16 protein-coding genes are annotated in these 16,232 nt (G+C 68.8%); 5 read left to right on the top strand and 11 right to left on the bottom strand.

Translation table 11 applies throughout. The annotated features are described in order from the left end of the window. Positions 1-56: 56 nt before the first annotated feature. Entirely contained in the window at positions 57-1,436 is a 1,380-nt protein-coding gene (locus tag AB0H43_RS16850; protein ID WP_360000255.1) for a glycosyl hydrolase family 18 protein, read from the top strand. A gap of 63 nt (positions 1,437-1,499) precedes the next feature. On the opposite strand, the gene AB0H43_RS16845 is transcribed toward AB0H43_RS16850, so the two are convergent. Together AB0H43_RS16845 and AB0H43_RS16840 are read right to left on the bottom strand one after the other, a co-directional pair. Then, positions 1,500-2,744, bottom strand: a complete 1,245-nt coding sequence (locus AB0H43_RS16845) for an MFS transporter (protein WP_360000254.1) — start codon at positions 2,742-2,744, stop codon at positions 1,500-1,502. A gap of 43 nt (positions 2,745-2,787) precedes the next feature. Continuing rightward, positions 2,788-3,351 carry a hypothetical protein gene (locus AB0H43_RS16840; RefSeq protein ID WP_360000253.1) on the bottom strand — a complete coding sequence of 188 codons (564 nt, stop codon included), beginning with the start codon at positions 3,349-3,351 and terminating at the stop codon, positions 2,788-2,790. 76 nt (positions 3,352-3,427) lie between these two features. On the opposite strand from AB0H43_RS16840, the gene AB0H43_RS16835 reads away from it, so the two are divergent. Continuing rightward, positions 3,428-4,159, top strand: a complete 732-nt coding sequence (locus tag AB0H43_RS16835; RefSeq protein WP_360000252.1) for an SAM-dependent methyltransferase — start codon at positions 3,428-3,430, stop codon at positions 4,157-4,159. Between the two features lie 108 nt (positions 4,160-4,267). Here AB0H43_RS16835 and AB0H43_RS16830 read toward each other — a convergent pair whose 3' ends face one another. After that, positions 4,268-4,783: a hypothetical protein gene (locus tag AB0H43_RS16830; RefSeq protein ID WP_360000251.1), complete on the bottom strand. Its 516-nt coding sequence runs from the start codon at positions 4,781-4,783 to the stop codon at positions 4,268-4,270. Positions 4,784-4,866: 83 nt separating this feature from the next. Here AB0H43_RS16830 and AB0H43_RS16825 point away from each other — a divergent pair, with 83 nt between their 5' ends. Beyond that, positions 4,867-5,934 (top strand): oxidoreductase, encoded by a 1,068-nt coding sequence (locus AB0H43_RS16825; RefSeq protein ID WP_360000250.1) that lies wholly within the window; start codon positions 4,867-4,869, stop codon positions 5,932-5,934. 97 nt (positions 5,935-6,031) lie between these two features. Here the strand turns inward: AB0H43_RS16825 and AB0H43_RS16820 are convergent, their stop codons facing one another. From AB0H43_RS16820 to AB0H43_RS16805, 4 genes are read right to left on the bottom strand one after another with little or no spacing between them, the layout of a single operon-like run. Further along, a complete protein-coding gene (locus AB0H43_RS16820; RefSeq protein ID WP_360000249.1) occupies positions 6,032-6,283 on the bottom strand; it encodes a hypothetical protein in 252 nt (83 codons plus the stop codon). Between the two features lie 56 nt (positions 6,284-6,339). Beyond that, on the bottom strand, positions 6,340-7,125 hold the full coding sequence (locus tag AB0H43_RS16815) for a hypothetical protein (protein WP_360000248.1): 786 nt from the start codon (positions 7,123-7,125) through the stop codon (positions 6,340-6,342). Next, positions 7,122-9,329, bottom strand: coding sequence for a hypothetical protein (locus AB0H43_RS16810; protein WP_360000247.1), 2,208 nt, complete (start codon positions 9,327-9,329; stop codon positions 7,122-7,124). Before AB0H43_RS16810 ends, AB0H43_RS16815 begins: the two co-directional genes overlap by 4 nt. After that, positions 9,322-10,116 carry a hypothetical protein gene (locus AB0H43_RS16805; protein WP_360000246.1) on the bottom strand — a complete coding sequence of 265 codons (795 nt, stop codon included), beginning with the start codon at positions 10,114-10,116 and terminating at the stop codon, positions 9,322-9,324. Before AB0H43_RS16805 ends, AB0H43_RS16810 begins: the two co-directional genes overlap by 8 nt. A gap of 151 nt (positions 10,117-10,267) precedes the next feature. Here AB0H43_RS16805 and AB0H43_RS16800 point away from each other — a divergent pair, with 151 nt between their 5' ends. After that, positions 10,268-10,954, top strand: a complete 687-nt coding sequence (locus tag AB0H43_RS16800) for a Crp/Fnr family transcriptional regulator (protein ID WP_360000245.1) — start codon at positions 10,268-10,270, stop codon at positions 10,952-10,954. 35 nt (positions 10,955-10,989) lie between these two features. Here the strand turns inward: AB0H43_RS16800 and AB0H43_RS16795 are convergent, their stop codons facing one another. After that, positions 10,990-12,600 (bottom strand): cellulase family glycosylhydrolase, encoded by a 1,611-nt coding sequence (locus AB0H43_RS16795; RefSeq protein WP_360000244.1) that lies wholly within the window; start codon positions 12,598-12,600, stop codon positions 10,990-10,992. 249 nt (positions 12,601-12,849) lie between these two features. Continuing rightward, positions 12,850-13,422: a TetR/AcrR family transcriptional regulator gene (locus AB0H43_RS16790; RefSeq protein WP_360000243.1), complete on the bottom strand. Its 573-nt coding sequence runs from the start codon at positions 13,420-13,422 to the stop codon at positions 12,850-12,852. A 46-nt stretch (positions 13,423-13,468) separates the two neighbouring features. Between AB0H43_RS16790 and AB0H43_RS16785 the strand changes: the two genes are divergently transcribed. Beyond that, positions 13,469-13,945 carry a GNAT family N-acetyltransferase gene (locus AB0H43_RS16785; protein WP_360000242.1) on the top strand — a complete coding sequence of 159 codons (477 nt, stop codon included), beginning with the start codon at positions 13,469-13,471 and terminating at the stop codon, positions 13,943-13,945. Positions 13,946-13,988: 43 nt separating this feature from the next. Here AB0H43_RS16785 and AB0H43_RS16780 read toward each other — a convergent pair whose 3' ends face one another. Together AB0H43_RS16780 and AB0H43_RS16775 are read right to left on the bottom strand one after the other, a co-directional pair. Beyond that, positions 13,989-15,581: an MDR family MFS transporter gene (locus tag AB0H43_RS16780; RefSeq protein ID WP_360000241.1), complete on the bottom strand. Its 1,593-nt coding sequence runs from the start codon at positions 15,579-15,581 to the stop codon at positions 13,989-13,991. Beyond that, positions 15,578-16,210 (bottom strand): TetR family transcriptional regulator, encoded by a 633-nt coding sequence (locus AB0H43_RS16775; RefSeq protein ID WP_360000240.1) that lies wholly within the window; start codon positions 16,208-16,210, stop codon positions 15,578-15,580. Before AB0H43_RS16775 ends, AB0H43_RS16780 begins: the two co-directional genes overlap by 4 nt. Positions 16,211-16,232 lie beyond the last annotated feature (22 nt).

Raw genomic sequence — 16,232 nt, 5'->3', positions numbered from 1 at the left:
AGGCTTCTCGCTCAGACCGCCGGCCCCCACCGGCCCTCTGCGAAAGGGATTCCTCGATGCCCACATCCGTCCCCTGGTGGCGTCGCTGCGCCACCGCCGCCCTGACGGTGGTCACGACGGCGCTGGCCACTACCGCGCTGGCGACAGGTCCGGCCACCCCCGCGCAGGCAGCGCTGCCCGCCGGGTTCCGCAGCGTCGGCTATCTGCCGTCGTGGTCCGGCAGCGTCACCTCGGTGCAGTACGCGAAGCTGACGCACATCAACTACGCCTTCGTCCTGCCGAATTCGAACGGCACGCTGGGGGCGGTCGACAACGCCTCGAAGCTGTCGTCGCTGGTGTCGCTGGCGCACGCCAGCGGCGTCAAGGTGTCGATCTCGATCGGCGGCTGGAACGACGGCAACGATTCGGCGTTCGAGTCGCTGGCGGGAACTGCGACCGGCCGCACGACCTTCGTCAACAGCGTCGTCAACCTCATCAACCAGTACGCCCTCGACGGCGTCGACATCGACTGGGAGTACCCGGATCCCGGCGCCTCGGCCGCCAATTACACCCAGCTGATGGCGCAGCTCAGTTCGGCGATGCACAGCCGGGGCAAGCTGCTCACGGCGGCGGTCGTGTCGGAGGGCTCGACGGCTTACGGAGTCGAGACGGCCGTCTTCGGCTACGTCGACTTCCTGAACATCATGGCGTACGACGGGGGCAGCCCGCACGCCAACTACGACTGGTCGATCGCCGCGGCGAACTTCTGGAAGTCGCGCGGTCTGCCTGCCTCGAAGACGGTCCTCGGTGTGCCGTTCTACAGCCGTCCCGGCTACTACACCTACGCCCAACTCGTGGCGATGGACCCGGCCAACGCCAACCGCGACTGCACCACCGTCAGCGGCGTTCAGCAGTGCTACAACGGCATACCGACGATCAAGCGGAAGACGCAGTGGGCGGTCGCCAACGCCGGCGGCATCATGAACTGGGAGCTGTCCCAGGACACGACCGGGTCGACCTCCCTCGTCTCGGCGATCTTCGACGCGGCAGGCGGCACCACGACCCCGCCGACCGGGCGTACCGGTCGGATCACCGGCTATGGCGGCAAGTGCGTGGACGTCTCCGGCGCGGGCACCGCCAACGGCACCGCGATCCAGCTCTGGACCTGCAACGGCACCAACGCTCAACAGTGGACGGTCGGCTCCGACGGCACCATCCGGGCGCTCGGCAAGTGCATGGACGTGACGAGCGCGGGCACCGCCAACGGCACGCAGATCCAGCTGTGGGACTGCAACGGCACCGGCGCCCAGGTCTGGCAGGGCCAGTCCAACGGCACGCTCGTCAACCCCGCCTCGGGCAAGTGCCTGGACGCGACCGGGCCGAGCTCCGCCGACGGCACCCGGCTGCAGATCTGGACCTGCTATGCCTCGGCCAACCAGGTGTGGCAGCTGCCCTGAAGACCGGGATGGCGTGGCCCTCAGGCGCGTCGGGGCCGCGCCATCCCCACCCGAACGGTGAGCTCAGGTCGCCGGTTGCAGCTCCGACAACGGCTTCATGCCGCGTACCCCTTGGCTGAACGTGGCCGCGACCGCCGCGATCACCATGATCCCCGCGAACACCAGCACCGTGGCGGGACCGCCCACCCAGTGCACGAGCGAGCCGCCCAGCAGGGCGGAGACGCTGGCCAGGCTGGTGGCGAGCAGGAAGATCACGGACATGACCCGGCCCTGCAGGCGGTCCGGGGTGACCGCGGCCTGATAGCCGAAGAGCGCGGCGTTGCAGGCCGGCCCGAGCATGATGGCCAGCGCCACCGGGATGCCGACGAGGATCGATCCGGTCAGCAGCGCAGCGCTCGCCATCAGCGCGGCGCCCAGCCAGGTGATCCCGGTGATGAGCCGCCGCATCGGCACCCGCTGGGAGAGCCGCGGCGCGATCAGCGCGCCCACCAGCAGCCCGACCCCGATGAAGGTCTCTACGAAGCCGATCAGCGCCGGCTGCGTGCCCTGCTGCTGCAAGATCACGACCATCGCGAAGATCATGCCGTTGAACGCCAGGTTGATCGGCGGGGCGATGAGCAGGACAGCGCGCAGGAACGGTTCCGACAGCGTGAACTTGACGCCCTCGGCCAGTTCCTTCACCGGATGCTCGCGTGGTTCGGATCGTTCCTGCTGCATGGGTTGCCGGATCAGCGCCACGCCGATGAACGACAACAGGTAGGACACCGCGTCGGCGAAGAAGGGCAGCGCGCGGGCGAAGCCGAAGAGCGCGCCGCCGATCGGCGGCCCGACCAGGGAAACCGCGGCGCCGCGAGCCTCGTTCCGCGCGGTCGCCTCCGTCACGCGGTCCAGCGGCACCACGTTGCGGACCGCGCCGAACTGCGCGTTCTCGTGGGCCACGTGGAAAACCGTCGCGATCATCGTGACCGCCATGATCCACGCCAGCGACACCCGGTCCAGCAGCACCAGCACGGCCAACAACGTGTACGCACAAAGCCGTACCGCGTCGGAGACGAGCATGAGGCGTTTACGGTCGAAGCGATCCGTCACGACACCGGCGGGTAGCTGGCAGAGGAGCCGGACGGCGGCCGAGGCGGTGCCGACGATGCCGGCCTGAATCGGTGAACCGGTGATGGCCAGGGTGAGCAGGGGCATCGCCAGTTGCGACATCGAGCTGCCCAGATCGGACAACGCCTGACTGCTCCACAGGAGCGTGAACGCTTTGTTCCGCCACAGGCTGGGCGGCTTGACCCCCGTCGTCTCGGACATTGCGCCATCTTGCGCCTCCGGCACGACATGATCAACCCCACCGTCACTGACCTGCGCCGAAGCCGCACACCTTCCACGCGCCCTGCTCGTCGACGAGGTCCACGGTGAACGTGGTCGAGCCCAGGATCGGCACCGCTACCTTGACCTGGACGGTGGCGCGCTTGCCGTCGACCCGGCCTTCCTGAGCCTCCAGCGTGACCAGGTCGTTGACGTGATACTGCGAGAGGTCCGTCTGATTCTGCGGCGCACCGCGAAGGAGACCACAGAGGTCTTTCTCGCTCGTCGCCTTGTCTCCGGCGACGACCGCGTCCAGATACCGCTGGGTCACCGTCTTCGGGGAGTCACGGGGCGGCGGTTTCGGCGACGCCGCCGTCTTCGTGACCGTCGGCGGGCCGTCCACGGGCGCCGGGCGCAGCGCATAGCCCACCAGTACGCCGATCGACAGCACGATGACGGCGACCGCACCCGCCCCGGCGAACCACATCGCCCGATTGGGCTTCGGCGGCCGGCCCGCCGGGGACGGCACGGCGGTCACCGGCTCCACCGCCCGGGACGGCACCCGGGCAGCGCCGACGAAGCGGGTCTCCGGTTCCTCGGGCGTCGACATTCTTACCATTGTGCGCCGTACGCCGGCCCACGCGTGAGCATCACCATGAATTGCGCGAGCCGGGTACGTTGCCTCTATGACCGTGCAGCCATCGACGCCCAGCACCGCTCGCATGATCGACTTCTGGCTCGGCGGATACGACCACTTTCCGGTGGACATCGCCGCCGCGGAGGCGTTCGAGCAGGCGTACGGGCCGTGCGCGGCGATCTTCCGGTCGCTGCGCGCCTTCATGGGCCGGACTGTGCGGTTCGTCGCCGACCAGAGGATCACCGACTTCCTGGTGTTCGGCGCCGGCATCCCGAGCCAGGGCAACGTCCACCAGCTCGCCCCGGAGGCGCACGTCCTCTACACCGACGCCGATCCGAAGATCGTCGCGCACGGGTCGGCGCTGCTCGCCCTGGAAGACAACGCGCACTACGTCGAGGCCGACGCCACCGCGCTGAGCGGGTTCGACCCTTCGGCGTACCTGCCGGGGTGGGGCACCCGGCCGGTCGGCGTGGTCTTCCTCGGCCTGGCCGCCTTCCTCGACGACGACCAGCTGTCCAGCGCCCTCCGTCAGCTGTACGCCCAAGTCGAACCGGCCAGCTTCCTCATCATCGACTTCGACGGGCTGGAGCTGACGGCGTACCCGGAGGCGCTGGCCATGATGGGCCCCGGATTCCACATGCGTGATCCCGCCGCCTTCGGCCGCCTCCTCGGCGACTGGCGCATCGACGGCGTCGTCCCGGTGGCGAAGTGGCGGCCGGACGGGGAACCGGAGCAGGTCCCGGACGCATTCTGGGGCGGCGTCGCAATCAAACCGATCTGATCACGCCGTGCTCCTCTGCGCCGCGAGGTAGGCCCGGAGTCCGGCCGCGATCTCGTCGAGCGGCCGGTCCAGCGACTCGCCCTGAAGGACGAGCGGAGTGCCACATCGTCAGCCGGCCTGCGCGCGGGACTGCTTGAGCTCATGCTGAGCGGCGTACACGACGTGGTGGAGTGGCTGGTCGAAGGCCTCGCCGACGAAGACGATCGGCGTACCGTAACGGTCGAGGTTCGCCTGGCCCTGCCGCCGCAGCCAGAAGTGCATCTGCCGCAGCACCGCGTCGTCGTCGACCGGGATTACTCGGAGGACGGTGAGATCCGAGCCGTCGGAGGTCCGCGTCTGGTCGTCGATCTCATCGACGTCCTCCCACGGGAGGGCCACGCCGATGAGCGGGAACCGGATGCCGTCCCGGTCGATCCGGACCGCGGGTACGCGGAACACGGCGCTGAGGATGACGTGGGACGAAAGCCCAGCCAGGAAAAGCAGCAGCAGAACGTTGAGCACGGCGAAGACCAGGGCGGACGAGCCCGGCATGAGCGCCGACAGAATCCAGAGACCGATGGAGAGCCCGACAAACTTGCCGAGGACGGCGGGCAACGCCGCGCGTAAGCGGGCTACGTAAGGCATCCGGGCATCCTAAGAGATCTTGTGCCGACGTGGTGGCCCGTGACGGTCGCGGGATTCGATCACCGGCGGTAGGTTCGGCGTTCATGAGACGTCTGACGACGATCGTTTCCCTCGTGGCGGTGGCCACCCTCACCACCTCCCTGGCCCCCGGCTCCGCGTACGCGTCCGGGCGGCAGCGGCCGCAGCCGAGTTGGCAGGATTTCGCGACCGATTCCACCTCCAGCCTCCGGGGGCTGTCCCCGGTCAGCCGCCGGATCGCCTGGGCCAGCGGCAGCGGCGGCGAAGTCCTGCGTACGGTGGACGGCGGTCGCACCTGGCAGCACGTCGGCCCGCCGGACACCGCCGAGCTGCAGTTCCGTGACATCCAGGCGTTCGACGCCGACCATGCCGTCATCCTGTCGATCGGCGAGGGCACCGACTCCCGCATCTACACCACGGCCGACGGCGGGGCGAGCTGGACCGAGAGCTTCCGCAACGCCGAACCGGCGGCGTTCTACGACTGCCTGACGTTCTTCGACCACCGGCACGGGCTGGCCCTGTCCGACCCGGTCGACGGGCGCTTCCGGCTGCTGTCCACTGACGACGGCGGCCGCAGCTGGTCGATCGTGCCGGGCGACGGCATGCCGGCCGCGCTCGCGGGTGAGTTCGCGTTCGCCGCGAGCGGCACCTGCATCGTCAGCACCTCCGGCCGGGACGCCTGGTTCGCCACAGGCGGCGGCGCGACCTCCCGCGTCTTCCGGTCCGCCGACCGCGGTCGCACCTGGACGGTCACCGACTCGCCGATCCCCAGCGGCGCCAGTGCGGGCATCTACTCGGTGGCCTTCCGCGACTCGCGTCACGGGATCGCGGTCGGCGGCGACTACGCCGCCCCGGACTCGGCGCCCAACGGTGCGGCGTGGACCGCGGACGGCGGGCGGACCTGGGTCGCGGCCGACGGCGTACCCGGGGAGTATCGATCCGGCGTGGCCTGGACCAAGGTGCCCGGCGTCGCGATCGCGGTCGGCCCGACCGGCAGCGACATCACCTGGGACGGCGGCCGTACCTGGCACCGGTTCGAGACCGGCAGCCTGCACGGCGTGCAGTGCACGAACGACGGCGCCTGCTGGGCGTCCGGAGCCGACGGCCGGATCGCCCGCCTCGCATTGAGCTGACGCCTTCCGCGCTGATCATTGCGTCAGCCATGCTGTTTCGGGCGGAGAATTGTCCGTTGAAACAGCATGGCTGACGCGACGATCATGCGAAGGCGAGTCACATCGGCGGGTGGCCCCCGTCGCCGTCGACCTTGATGTCCATCGTGCCGTCCTGATCGAGGTCCACCATGGTGACCTCGACCTGGCCATCACCATCCACATCAGACTGGAACAGGTCCGGCTTGCCGTCGCCGTCGGTATCGATCGCCCACAAGTCCGGCTTGCCGTCCCCATTGGTGTCCAGCGCCAGGATCTCGTCATGCCCGTCGCCGCGCGTCGGGACGACCTCGGTCGTCTGCTCTTCGGTCATGACACCGGGCGTACCCGGAAGGGGGCGGGCACGAAACCCTCGCCGGCCTCGCCTGGTCACTCGGCTCGGCGGCGGCCGGCGACGCGGGTACGCAGCTGTTCGACCAGGATGTCGAGAGTTTCGGCCCGCTCGTAGGCACCGAGGTCGGACGTGTTGCGCAGGGTGTCCAGGAGCGCGGTCAACCGGTCGACAGCCTCTTTTTGCTCCGTCATCACCGTGTCGACCACGTCGGCCAGCTCGCCTTCGGTCAGCCGCGTGGCCGCTGCCGCCAGGGGGTGACCAGCCAGACGTTCCAGCACTTCGAGCCAGACGACGCTGCGCTCTTCGGCAAGCCGGGCCCGGCGGAGCTCGACCTCATGTTCGGCCTGCAGCCGGACCTGACGTTCCCACACCGGCAACAGTTGCTCTCGCACGCGATCGTCGAGGTCGACCCGGATGTACGGTCGGCAACGGTACGTCGTGCCGTTCCGCGTAAACGTCCATCGGCCGTGTGCCGCGGCGACTCGGGTGAGTTCGATCTCGAGTTCCCGGGCCTCGTGTGGCTCGCGCGTCCGGGCGACGTCTGCTGCGATCCGCTGCAGTTCCTGCCGGGCGAATCCCATGGAGCTCTGGGCCAGGCTCTCCAGATCCTCGCGGAAGACGCCCTCACCGGTCCAGACGAACGAGGCGTTGATCTGAAAGGTGAAGACGTGTCCGTGGGCGGCGACGACGAGCGGGGGAGTGAGCCGCAGGCGAACATGAGAACGTCGGGGCGGCACGGCGGGCGGCGGCTCGGGGGGCAGTCGGAAGTAGGCGGCGACGCGTTGGCCCAACCGCTGTAGGGGAGAGGTGGCAGTACTCATCTGACGACTCCTGTCATTGCGTCGATCCAGCCCGCGCCGCTGAGGCCGATTCGGTCGCGGTAGAAGGCGAGCCGACGCCGCATTACCGGATCGTCGGCGTACCCCCGAAGCAGCCGCTGGATGGGTAGGCGAAGCCCTGGCGTCACGTCAGCGGCCCGAATCCACCGTGCCAACGTGACCCATCCCCGTCCGGCCAGTGCAGGATCGAGCAGCGCGATCCGCCATAGCGCGGCGATATCGTCGTCGGGCACGTCGCCCCCGGCCAGCAGACCCAGCAAATAGGGGGTGGAGGGTTGAGCGACATCGGCCCGGTCGGCCGCCGCCAGCATCGCCCGTGCGGCGTGGTTCGCAAGTAGCGGACTGGAGCGGTCGCGGCTCCAGCGGGCCAGCTCCTGGAGAAGAACCGCGGCGTCGGCATAGTCGAAGAGTTGGTTCAGCGCCTCGGCGATCACCCAGCCTCCGCGCTGTACCTTGTCGGAAGCTATGTGTCGGAGATCGCTGAGGGTCCACGCGAGGGCCGGCTGGCGCATGCCGCTCGCGTAGAGGCGTGCTGCGGTGTCGTGCTGGCGGGCCAACGTTCCCTGCGACCAGTCGCGTACCCGGCGCAGGACCCGATTGCCTGCGTGGCCGCCCAGCATCGCCGTCGCCGCGGCCCAGGCCGCGACCTGCCGGATCGAGATTCGGGACGCGCCGGCCCAGACGTCGACCAGCCGGGTGAAGACGAGGTCGAAGTCGAAGTGGGCGAGCAGGCCCGCGATCTCCGCGGCCGCTCGTTGCATCACCTCGTCATCGTCGGACGCCAGGCGGTTCAGCCAGTTCAAGAGGGCTGGCCGGGCGTTGTCGAACTCGTGCCAGGCGACATCGAGCACGGCGCCCCGAAGGCCGGGATCGCGCAACACCGCCACCCGGCTGCCCGAATCGGTGGTGGCCGCGCTCTCCTCAAGCCAGTCCTTCGCGAGCGTTCCACCGAGCAAGTCGGCGACCGCGTGTTCCAGGACGGGTCGGTTCCACCCGGTCCGGGCGGACGCCTCGTCCATCTCCTCCAGGAGCCATCCGGTCGCCTCGAAGACGTAATTAACCGCCTGCGAGTAGAAGACCGTGTACGCGATGCGGAAGGCGCGCTCGTGTTGGTTCAGCCGCGGTGGATGCAGGATTCCGGGTCGCTGCGGGCAGGCGAGCACCTGCTGGGCGAGGTCCCGGCGGCGCGGCTGGGAGGAGGACAGGACACCGGTCAGGTCCGACGGATCGGGCCGCTGCTTCGCGATCGCGGCGGCGATGGCGACGATCTCCTTCGGCCGCCGAGCACGGTTGACGGATTGGCATAGCTCCTCGGCGGCGCACACCTGGTTTACATAGGCGACGACCCAGCTTGGGTCGGGAGACAGGCCTGGTTCGTCCGCGAGTGGACGGAGAAGTGTCTTCAAATGGCTCCGGAAGACCGCCAACGGATCAGGCCCGGTGTGGCGCACCTCCCCGCCGTTGGCTTCGCCTGTTCGCGGATCGGCCTCCTGGATGAGTATTACGCGAGCCTTCCGCTTTGCGGCCGCGCTGCTCAAGAATCCGAGTACCTCGTTCGGCGCGACGTGGTCGACGCGCAGGATGTGCCCGCCGCTCTCGACGAACACGTCATCGTGGTGCTCCAGAGCCGATATTCCGTAACCGGCCAGAAGATGGATCTCGTAGACCTCCTCCGGTCCGTGCAGCTGCGCCAGGGCGGCCACCGCGCTGGTGAAGCGTCCGGTGCCTGCTGAGCCGGTGAGGCAGACGGCATGACGTTGCTCGAGCTTCTCCATCAGCGTCCCGTCGCTTGGCGTCGCGGTGTGCGTACGCAGGAGGGCGCCGGCCTGCTGCAGGACGCCGACGTGGGGCGGGATCGGTCGAGCCGCTTCGTGGAAATGCTCCGTGACGATGTTGTGATTGCCGAAGGCGGCGGGGCCGTACGTTCCGATGTCGTGGTACTCGACGCCGTAGAGCTCGGCCCCGAGGGAGGCGCGAAGCCGCAGGGAGTCCGGCGGGATGGTGTGCCGCCACTCGTCAAGTTTTTCCTCGGCTTGCCGGTCGTCCTGTTCAGCGGCGACGGGTTGGGGTTCGGGGGCGGCGACCGCTTCGTCGGCGGCGGGCGTCGTCGTCTTCTTAGGACCGGCACCTGTCGCAGCAGGTGCGGGAATGACCTCGGCAGGCGGGGCGACGGCGGTTTCAGTCATGGCCACGGCCATGCCATTCCGGCGACACCTGGCCGATGTGACCGGCGACTATATTCCCGTTGCCGAAGGCGGCCGGTCCGTGCGTGGTGATGCGGCCATACGTGGCCTGCGTGTCACGCTGACCGGTCGGCCTCGTGCCAGCGTCGTGTTCGCGAGGCGCGGCGATCGGCTGCGAGTCGTCGAGAGAGACCTTCGTGGCGTCCTCGTCGGGCACGTAGATCCAGGCGGGCTCGCCGAAATTCTTGCCTGTGACCTGGGCGGTGACGCGCTGGAAACGCTCCGGGCGGAGGTCGTGATAGTGACGGACGACGTCCCGGTAGATCCGGTCCGAGACGATGAGGGCGACGTTGGCGTTCGGAAAGACCTTGAGCGCCCGCTTGGCGGCGGAGGAGTCGACGAGCCGGCAGACGGTCACGATCGCCTCGCCGGGAAAGCCGTTGGCGCCGTCCAGATGAACCAGCCCCTCGTGGAGGGCGATACGAAGCCGGACGCGAGCCTCGGCGGCGAGCCCGCGGTTGTAATCACGGAGCAGTCGGTCGACGACTGGTGGCAAGGTCGTGACGATGCGCGTCTCGTCGGTGCCTTCGGGCAGGATCGCGAGTTCGCCGTCGCCGTTTTGTTGAGTGACCCATTGGAGCCGGTCGAGACCCAGCCGGCGGGCCGCGGCGTTCATGACGTCGTGGAAGCCGCGTTGGGCTCGATACTGGAGGACGTTGTCGCGGCTGCTATAGCTTTCCATATCGGCGGCGATCAGCAGGCGTCGATCGGCGCGGAGTTCGTCGAACACTGGGGCGGCCTTTCTGCCTCGGACATGACTTCTCGCCATCTAACGGCTCAGTGCGGATCCGCTTGTCATCGAAATATCGGAAGTCATCTTTCTGACAGCGACGTCGGTGTGACATCATGACAGCGCCGACGTACGGGGAGCGGAAGACGCGATGTCCGAACAGAAATGGCTGCCCGGCACCCTTCTGGGCCGTCTCGACGAGACGAGCCGAAAGGCGTTGCTAGCGCTGGGCGTACCGAAGACGGTGGCCGCTGGAAGCCCGATCATCCGCGAAGGTCATCGGGAGACGTTCGTCGTGCTGTTGATCGACGCCGTCGCGAAGGTGACCGCGGCTATGGCGGACGGCCGACCGGCGCTACTGTCGATCCGGATGTCCGGAGACATCGTCGGCGAGATGTCGGCGCTGAACGAAGTCCCGAGATCCGCGACGGTAACCGCCTGCCGTCCTTCGGCGGTCCGCGTTATCTACCGCGACGAGTTCCGGGAGTACATGCGTACGCGGGCGGACGCGGCGGTGGAGATCGCCGGTACGGTGGCGGACCGGCTGCGGTGGGCGAATCGGCGACGCATGGACTTCGCGGCTTACCCGGTCAAGGTCCGGTTGGCCCGGGTGCTGGCCGAGATGAGCGCGGCCTATGGGCGTCGCGGCGCGGACGGAATCGTCGTCAGTGTCGACCTCACTCAGGCCGAGTTGGCGACGTTGTGTGGCGCGGCGTCGATGAGCGTGCAGAAGGCGCTGCGCGAGCTGCGGCAGGCGAACCTGGTGGAGACCGGCTACCGGCGCATCGTCGTCCGGGACCTCGCAGTTTTGCGCGAACTGGCGGACGCGGCGGTGTGACGGGCACCCGCCGACGACGGGTGCCCGTTTCTCGCTCAGCTGGTCGTGCAGGGATTGTTGTTCAGGGTGAACGACGTCGGGCTGCTGTACGAGCCGCTCCAGCGTCCGTTGAAACCGATGCCGGTCGAGCCGCCCGCGGCGAGCCCGCCGTTGTAGGAGAGGTTCGTGGCCGTCACCGCCTGGCCGCTCACGGTGAACGTGGCGCTCCATCCGGGCGGGGTCAGGGTCTGGCCGCTGGGCAGGGTGAACTTGAGCGTCCAGCCGGAGAGGGGACTGGTTCCGGTGTTGGTGACGGTGATGTTGGCGGTGAAGCCGCCGACGCCGGTGCCTTCCGTCCACGGGCTCGCCGTGTAGACCACCTTGCAGGTGCCCGTCGGGGCGGTGGTCGTGGTGAACGTGACGGCGGTGGAAGCGGAGGACTGGTTGCCGGCCGCGTCCCGCGCGCGTACGCGCAACGCGTACTGGGTCGACGGGGTGAGCCCGGTGAGCGTCACAGAGTTCGTCACCGAGGACGCGACGACGGCGTTCGACGCGTTCAGCACGTCGTAACCGGTGACGGCGACGTTGTCGGTCGACGCCGTCCAGCTGAGCGTGGCGCCGGTCGCGGTGACGTTCGAGGCGGAGGGCGTACCGGGGGTGGTGGGCGCGACGGTGTCGGCGGTGCCGCCGGAGTAGATCGCGGCCTCCCGGGCGGTCGCGACGATGCCGTTGGCCCCGTTGAAGATCCGCTGGCCCCAGGTTGTCAGGGCGCTCGGGTTGAAGTTCGTGACCATGTCGAGGTACTCGACGCCACCGCCGTTGCCGCTCCACGACCAGCCGAGGTAGCCGATGCCCCGGGCGACGGCCTGAGCCATGATGGTGTCCTCGTCGGGGTTGCCGTCGGAGTGGTTGAACCCGAACTCGCCGACGACCAGCGGCAGCCCGGCCGTCTGGAAGGCGTCGAAGTACGCGTTGATCTCGGCGGCGGTGTCGAAGACGCCGTACATGTGGATCGAGAAGACGGTGTTGCGGGCCGTGTCGGCGGCGTACACCGAGGCGGCGTTGTCGCGCATCACGAACTGCCAGTCCTGGCCCCAGTTCGGGGCGTCGACCATGATGAGGTGCTGGAAACCGTTGCTGCGCAACCGGGTGATGGCGTTCTTGGTGGCGGTGGTCCACTGGGCGGCGTCGTTGTTGCCGATCGGCTCGTTGCCGATGTTGATGACGACGTAGTCCTCTTGGCCGACGAGGACGCTCTTGAGCCCGATCCAGTAGTCGACCGCCTGGTCCAGTGTGTACGCCCCGCTCTGCTCGCCGTATCCGGTGGTGTCGTGGTTCTCCAGGACGCAGATGAGCTTGTTCGCCTTGCACAGGCTGACGACGTTGGCGACGTCGGAGGCGGTGTTCGGGGTCCAGCGGCCGCCGCTCAGCACGACCCGGAGGGAGTTGGCGCCGAGCGCCTTGATGTTCGCGAAAGAGCTGGTCTGGGTGGGGTACCAGGTGTGCGCGTGGGAGACGCCACGCATGACGAAGGTGCTGCCGTTGGCCTCGACGATGTTCCGGCCGCTGACGTGCAGCCCGGTGGCGGCGTACGCGGGTTCGGCGATCATGAGGGCGGAGGATACGAGGACGAGCAGGGCGATGCTCGCCAGGGCGACACGTTTCATGTGTGGCCTCGACCTTTCCTGGGGCGGGACCTCGCCGGGCGGTGGGAGATCAGGCAAGGAGAGGGCCTACAGTCTGACATGGGAGCGCTCCCGCGACAAGACCCCTGTCGATGCGCTCAGCGTGATCATCGCGTCAGCCATGCGGTATCAACGGACATTTCGTCGCGTGAAACAGCATGGCTGACGCAATGATCACGCCAGGTGGCGCGCGCAGCGAAGCGGGCGCGTGAGGGAAGCGGGCGCGCGAGGTCAGCGGGGGGCGAGGACGGTGCGGAGGTGGGCCAGCACCTGGGCGCCGACGGACTCGTAGTCGCGGATGTCGCGGGAGGTGCGGGCCAGCATCAGCGCGCCTTCGGACGCCGCGATCACCAGCGCCGCCAGGGATCGGGCCGTGTCGGGCGCGCATCCTTCGGTCAGCAACGACCGTTCGACGATGCGTCGCCAGTCCGCGAAGGCTTCGGCCACGATCTCGCGGAGCGGCTCGTCACCGGACATGTCCAGGGCGACGCCGCCGATCGGGCAGCCGCCGCGGAAGTCGGACTTCTTCAGCCACGCCGCCGTGGCGGCGAAGTAGCCCGCGACGGCTTCCACGGTCGGCCCGTCGGCGGTTCCGGCCGCCATCGCCTCGCGCGTGCGTCCGGCGTACCACCGCAGTGCCTCGGCGGCGAGTTGTTCCTTGCCGCCGGGGAAGTGGTGGTAGATCGACCCGCGTGGCGCCCCGGAGCGCGCGAGGACGTCCTGGAAGGAGGTCGCCGCGTAGCCCCGCTCGCCGAACAGGAAGGCGGCGGTCTTGATCATTTTCTCGCGGCTGTCCGTCGTCATCTCGCTCCCCTTGACTATGACGGTCATCATAGCGCACGATCGGATTATGATGCTCGACATAGAACCGGTGGTGGTGACGGTTCGCGCGGCGACCGCCGCCGATCTCGACGAGGTGCTGGCGATGCATCGGCGCTGCTCACGGGAGAGCCTTTACCGCCGATACGTCTCCGGGGCGGGCACGCCGCCGGCCGTCCTGCTCGCGGGGCTGCTCTCGGCGGGCACGGTCGTCGCGGTCGCCACCGGCGGCGCGCAGGACGGCCGGCTCGTGGCGATGGCCAGCCTGTCCGGTGACCCGGCCGAGGCCGCGATCTTGGTGGAGGACGCTTGGCAACGTCGCGGCGTCGGGACTCTGCTCGCGCGCCGTCTGGCCGGCGCGGCTCGCGGGAAGATCGTGGTCCATGTGCTCGCGGGCAACCAGCCGGCCACGCGAACCATCCGCCGCCTTCAATCAGACGGTACGCTCAGCGCAGCGACCTTCGTCGACAGAGACGGTCCGCTGGTGACCCTGGCCCTGGAAAAGTGAAACGCCGCCGGGGCATCCCCCGGCGGCGTTCCCTGATTGATCCTCAGTGGACGGCGATCGGCGGCGGAGCGTCGCTCTGCTCCTGGGCGAGCCGGTCGGTGCCGCTCAGCGTGTGCAGCGGCTTCTCCTTGATGAAGAGCACGGTCAGCAGGGCGAGCACGGCGAACGGCGTACCGATGAGGAACAGGTCGGCCGTGGCGTCGCCGTAGATCTGCTGCACGATCTGCAGGATCGCCGGGTCGAGTGTCTTCAGGTCAGGCACGGCGGCAGTGCCGCCACCGGCCGCCATCGGCCCGAACTTCTCGGTGAACATGTCGGTGACCCGGTTGGCGAGAACCGCGCCGAGCGCGCTGACGCCGATGGCCCCACCCATGCTCCGGAAGAAGGTCAGCACCGAGGTCGTCGCACCCAGATCCTGCGCCGGCACGTCGTTCTGGGCGGCCAGCACGAGGTTCTGCATGAGCATGCCGACGCCGACGCCCAGCACCGCCATGTATGCCGACAGCACGACGACGTGGGTGTGTGCGTCGATCCGGCTGAGCAGCAGCATGCCGACCGTCATCACGATGCCACCCGCGACGAGGAAGATCTTCCAGCGGCCGTACTTCGTGATCAGCTGACCGGCGACGGTCGAGGAGACCAGCAGACCGAAGATCATCGGCAGGCTCATGAGACCGGCGACCGTCGGCGACTTGCCGAGCGAGATCTGGAAGTACTGCGACAGGAAGACGGTGCCGCCGAACATCGCGACGCCGACGAAGATGCTGGTCAGAACGGTGAGGCTGACCGTGCGGTGCCGGAAGATGCCCAGCGGCACGATCGGCTCGGCCGCGCGGGCCTCCACGAAGACCGCGAGCGCCAGCAGGATGACGCCGGTGGCGACGAGGAACGCCGTCCAGCCGGAGGCCCACTCGAACTTCGAGCCGGCCAGGGTCGACCAGATCAGCAGCGTCGAGACGCCCGCGATGATGAGCAGCGCGCCCAGGTAGTCGATCTTCACCTGGCGGCGTACGACCGGCAGGTGGAGGGTCTTCTGGAGCAGGAAGATCGCAGTCAGCGTGAACGGGACGCCGATCAGGAAGCACCAGCGCCAGCCGAGCCAGGAGGTGTCCACCAGGACGCCGCCGATCAGCGGACCGGCGATCGTGCCGATGCCGAAGACCGCGCCGAAGATGCCGGAATAGCGGCCCAGCTCCCGCGGCGGGATCATCGCCGCCATGACGATCATCGCGAGCGCCGTCATGCCGCCCGCGCCGACGCCCTGGACGGCCCGGCTGACCAGCAGGATCTCGACGTTGGGGGTGAACCCGGCGATGAGCGAGCCGACCACGAACAGGCCCAGCGACAGCTGGATGAGCAGCTTCTTGCTGTAGAGGTCGGCCATCTTGCCCCACAGCGGGACGGTGGCCGTCATCGCCAGCAGCTCGGTGGTGACGATCCAGGTGTAGACCGACTGGCTGCCGTGCAGGTCGGCGATGATGCGGGGGAGCGCGTTCGACACGATCGTGGAGGCCAGGATCGAGACGAACATGCCCAGCATGAGGCCGGACAGCGCCTGCAGCACCTCGCGGCGCGACATCGGCTGCGGGGCGGCGCCCGTCTCGGGGGAGTCCGCAGGCGCGGTGGTTGTGGTCATTCTCTTCCTTCTAGTTGGTGCTTCGGATCAGCCAGCCCGTTGGCCAGGGCGGCGAAAGCTTCGTCTACATAGGCGGCGAGCGGCCGGGAGCCGTCGCCGGTCGCCCAGCGCTGCATCGCCGCGCGGAAGGCCGCTCCGGCGACCCCGATCACGAGGGCCGGATAGCCGTCCGCGGGTACGCCGACGTGCCGGGCGATGATCTCGGCGGCCTGCTGCTCGGTCTTCACGCTGGTCGCGATCAGCCGGGGAAGCAGCGACGGGCTGCGTTCGATCGCGGCGAGTCGCTGGAGCCAGCGGTCCCGCTCCTCCTCCATCTCGGCGATGATCGCCGCGAGGGAGGCGTGCACGGCGGCCAGCACCGGCATCTCGCCGAGCAGGTCGGTCAGCCGGCGCTGCATCTCTTCGGCCGCCGCGGTGTTGTCGTCCAGGACGGCGTCGTCCTTGTTGGGGAAGTAGTTGAAGAACGTCCGTGACGAGACGCCGACCTCGGCGCAGATCTCCTCGACGGTGACGTGCTCGAGTCCCCGCTCGGCGGCCAGGCGGAGCGTCACGGTGAGCAGCGCCTCGCGGGTCTGCTGCTTCTTGAGGTCGCGACGGCCCAGCGACGGCTTCGGCGGGGTGGTGGACACCCCGCCGAAGCTACAAGTGATC

Origin of the sequence: Hamadaea sp. NPDC050747 (assembly GCF_040654195.1) — a bacterium.
In the GTDB taxonomy this organism is placed as follows: Bacteria; Actinomycetota; Actinomycetes; order Mycobacteriales; family Micromonosporaceae; genus Hamadaea.
Note: the sequence above shows the minus strand (reverse complement) of the source record. Positions and strands in the feature narration are given on the sequence as shown.

What these genes read in the sequence shown, in the direction of transcription:
- AB0H43_RS16850 (WP_360000255.1), top strand. Translation starts at nt 57, where the DNA reads ATGCCCACATCCGTCCCCTGGTGGCGTCGCTGCGCCACCGCCGCCCTG.
- AB0H43_RS16845 (WP_360000254.1), bottom strand. Translation starts at nt 2,744, where the DNA reads ATGTCCGAGACGACGGGGGTCAAGCCGCCCAGCCTGTGGCGGAACAAA.
- AB0H43_RS16840 (WP_360000253.1), bottom strand. Translation starts at nt 3,351, where the DNA reads ATGTCGACGCCCGAGGAACCGGAGACCCGCTTCGTCGGCGCTGCCCGG.
- AB0H43_RS16835 (WP_360000252.1), top strand. Translation starts at nt 3,428, where the DNA reads ATGACCGTGCAGCCATCGACGCCCAGCACCGCTCGCATGATCGACTTC.
- AB0H43_RS16830 (WP_360000251.1), bottom strand. Translation starts at nt 4,783, where the DNA reads ATGCCTTACGTAGCCCGCTTACGCGCGGCGTTGCCCGCCGTCCTCGGC.
- AB0H43_RS16825 (WP_360000250.1), top strand. Translation starts at nt 4,867, where the DNA reads ATGAGACGTCTGACGACGATCGTTTCCCTCGTGGCGGTGGCCACCCTC.
- AB0H43_RS16820 (WP_360000249.1), bottom strand. Translation starts at nt 6,283, where the DNA reads ATGACCGAAGAGCAGACGACCGAGGTCGTCCCGACGCGCGGCGACGGG.
- AB0H43_RS16815 (WP_360000248.1), bottom strand. Translation starts at nt 7,125, where the DNA reads ATGAGTACTGCCACCTCTCCCCTACAGCGGTTGGGCCAACGCGTCGCC.
- AB0H43_RS16810 (WP_360000247.1), bottom strand. Translation starts at nt 9,329, where the DNA reads ATGACTGAAACCGCCGTCGCCCCGCCTGCCGAGGTCATTCCCGCACCT.
- AB0H43_RS16800 (WP_360000245.1), top strand. Translation starts at nt 10,268, where the DNA reads ATGTCCGAACAGAAATGGCTGCCCGGCACCCTTCTGGGCCGTCTCGAC.
- AB0H43_RS16795 (WP_360000244.1), bottom strand. Translation starts at nt 12,600, where the DNA reads ATGAAACGTGTCGCCCTGGCGAGCATCGCCCTGCTCGTCCTCGTATCC.
- AB0H43_RS16790 (WP_360000243.1), bottom strand. Translation starts at nt 13,422, where the DNA reads ATGACGACGGACAGCCGCGAGAAAATGATCAAGACCGCCGCCTTCCTG.
- AB0H43_RS16785 (WP_360000242.1), top strand. Translation starts at nt 13,469, where the DNA reads ATGATGCTCGACATAGAACCGGTGGTGGTGACGGTTCGCGCGGCGACC.
- AB0H43_RS16780 (WP_360000241.1), bottom strand. Translation starts at nt 15,581, where the DNA reads ATGACCACAACCACCGCGCCTGCGGACTCCCCCGAGACGGGCGCCGCC.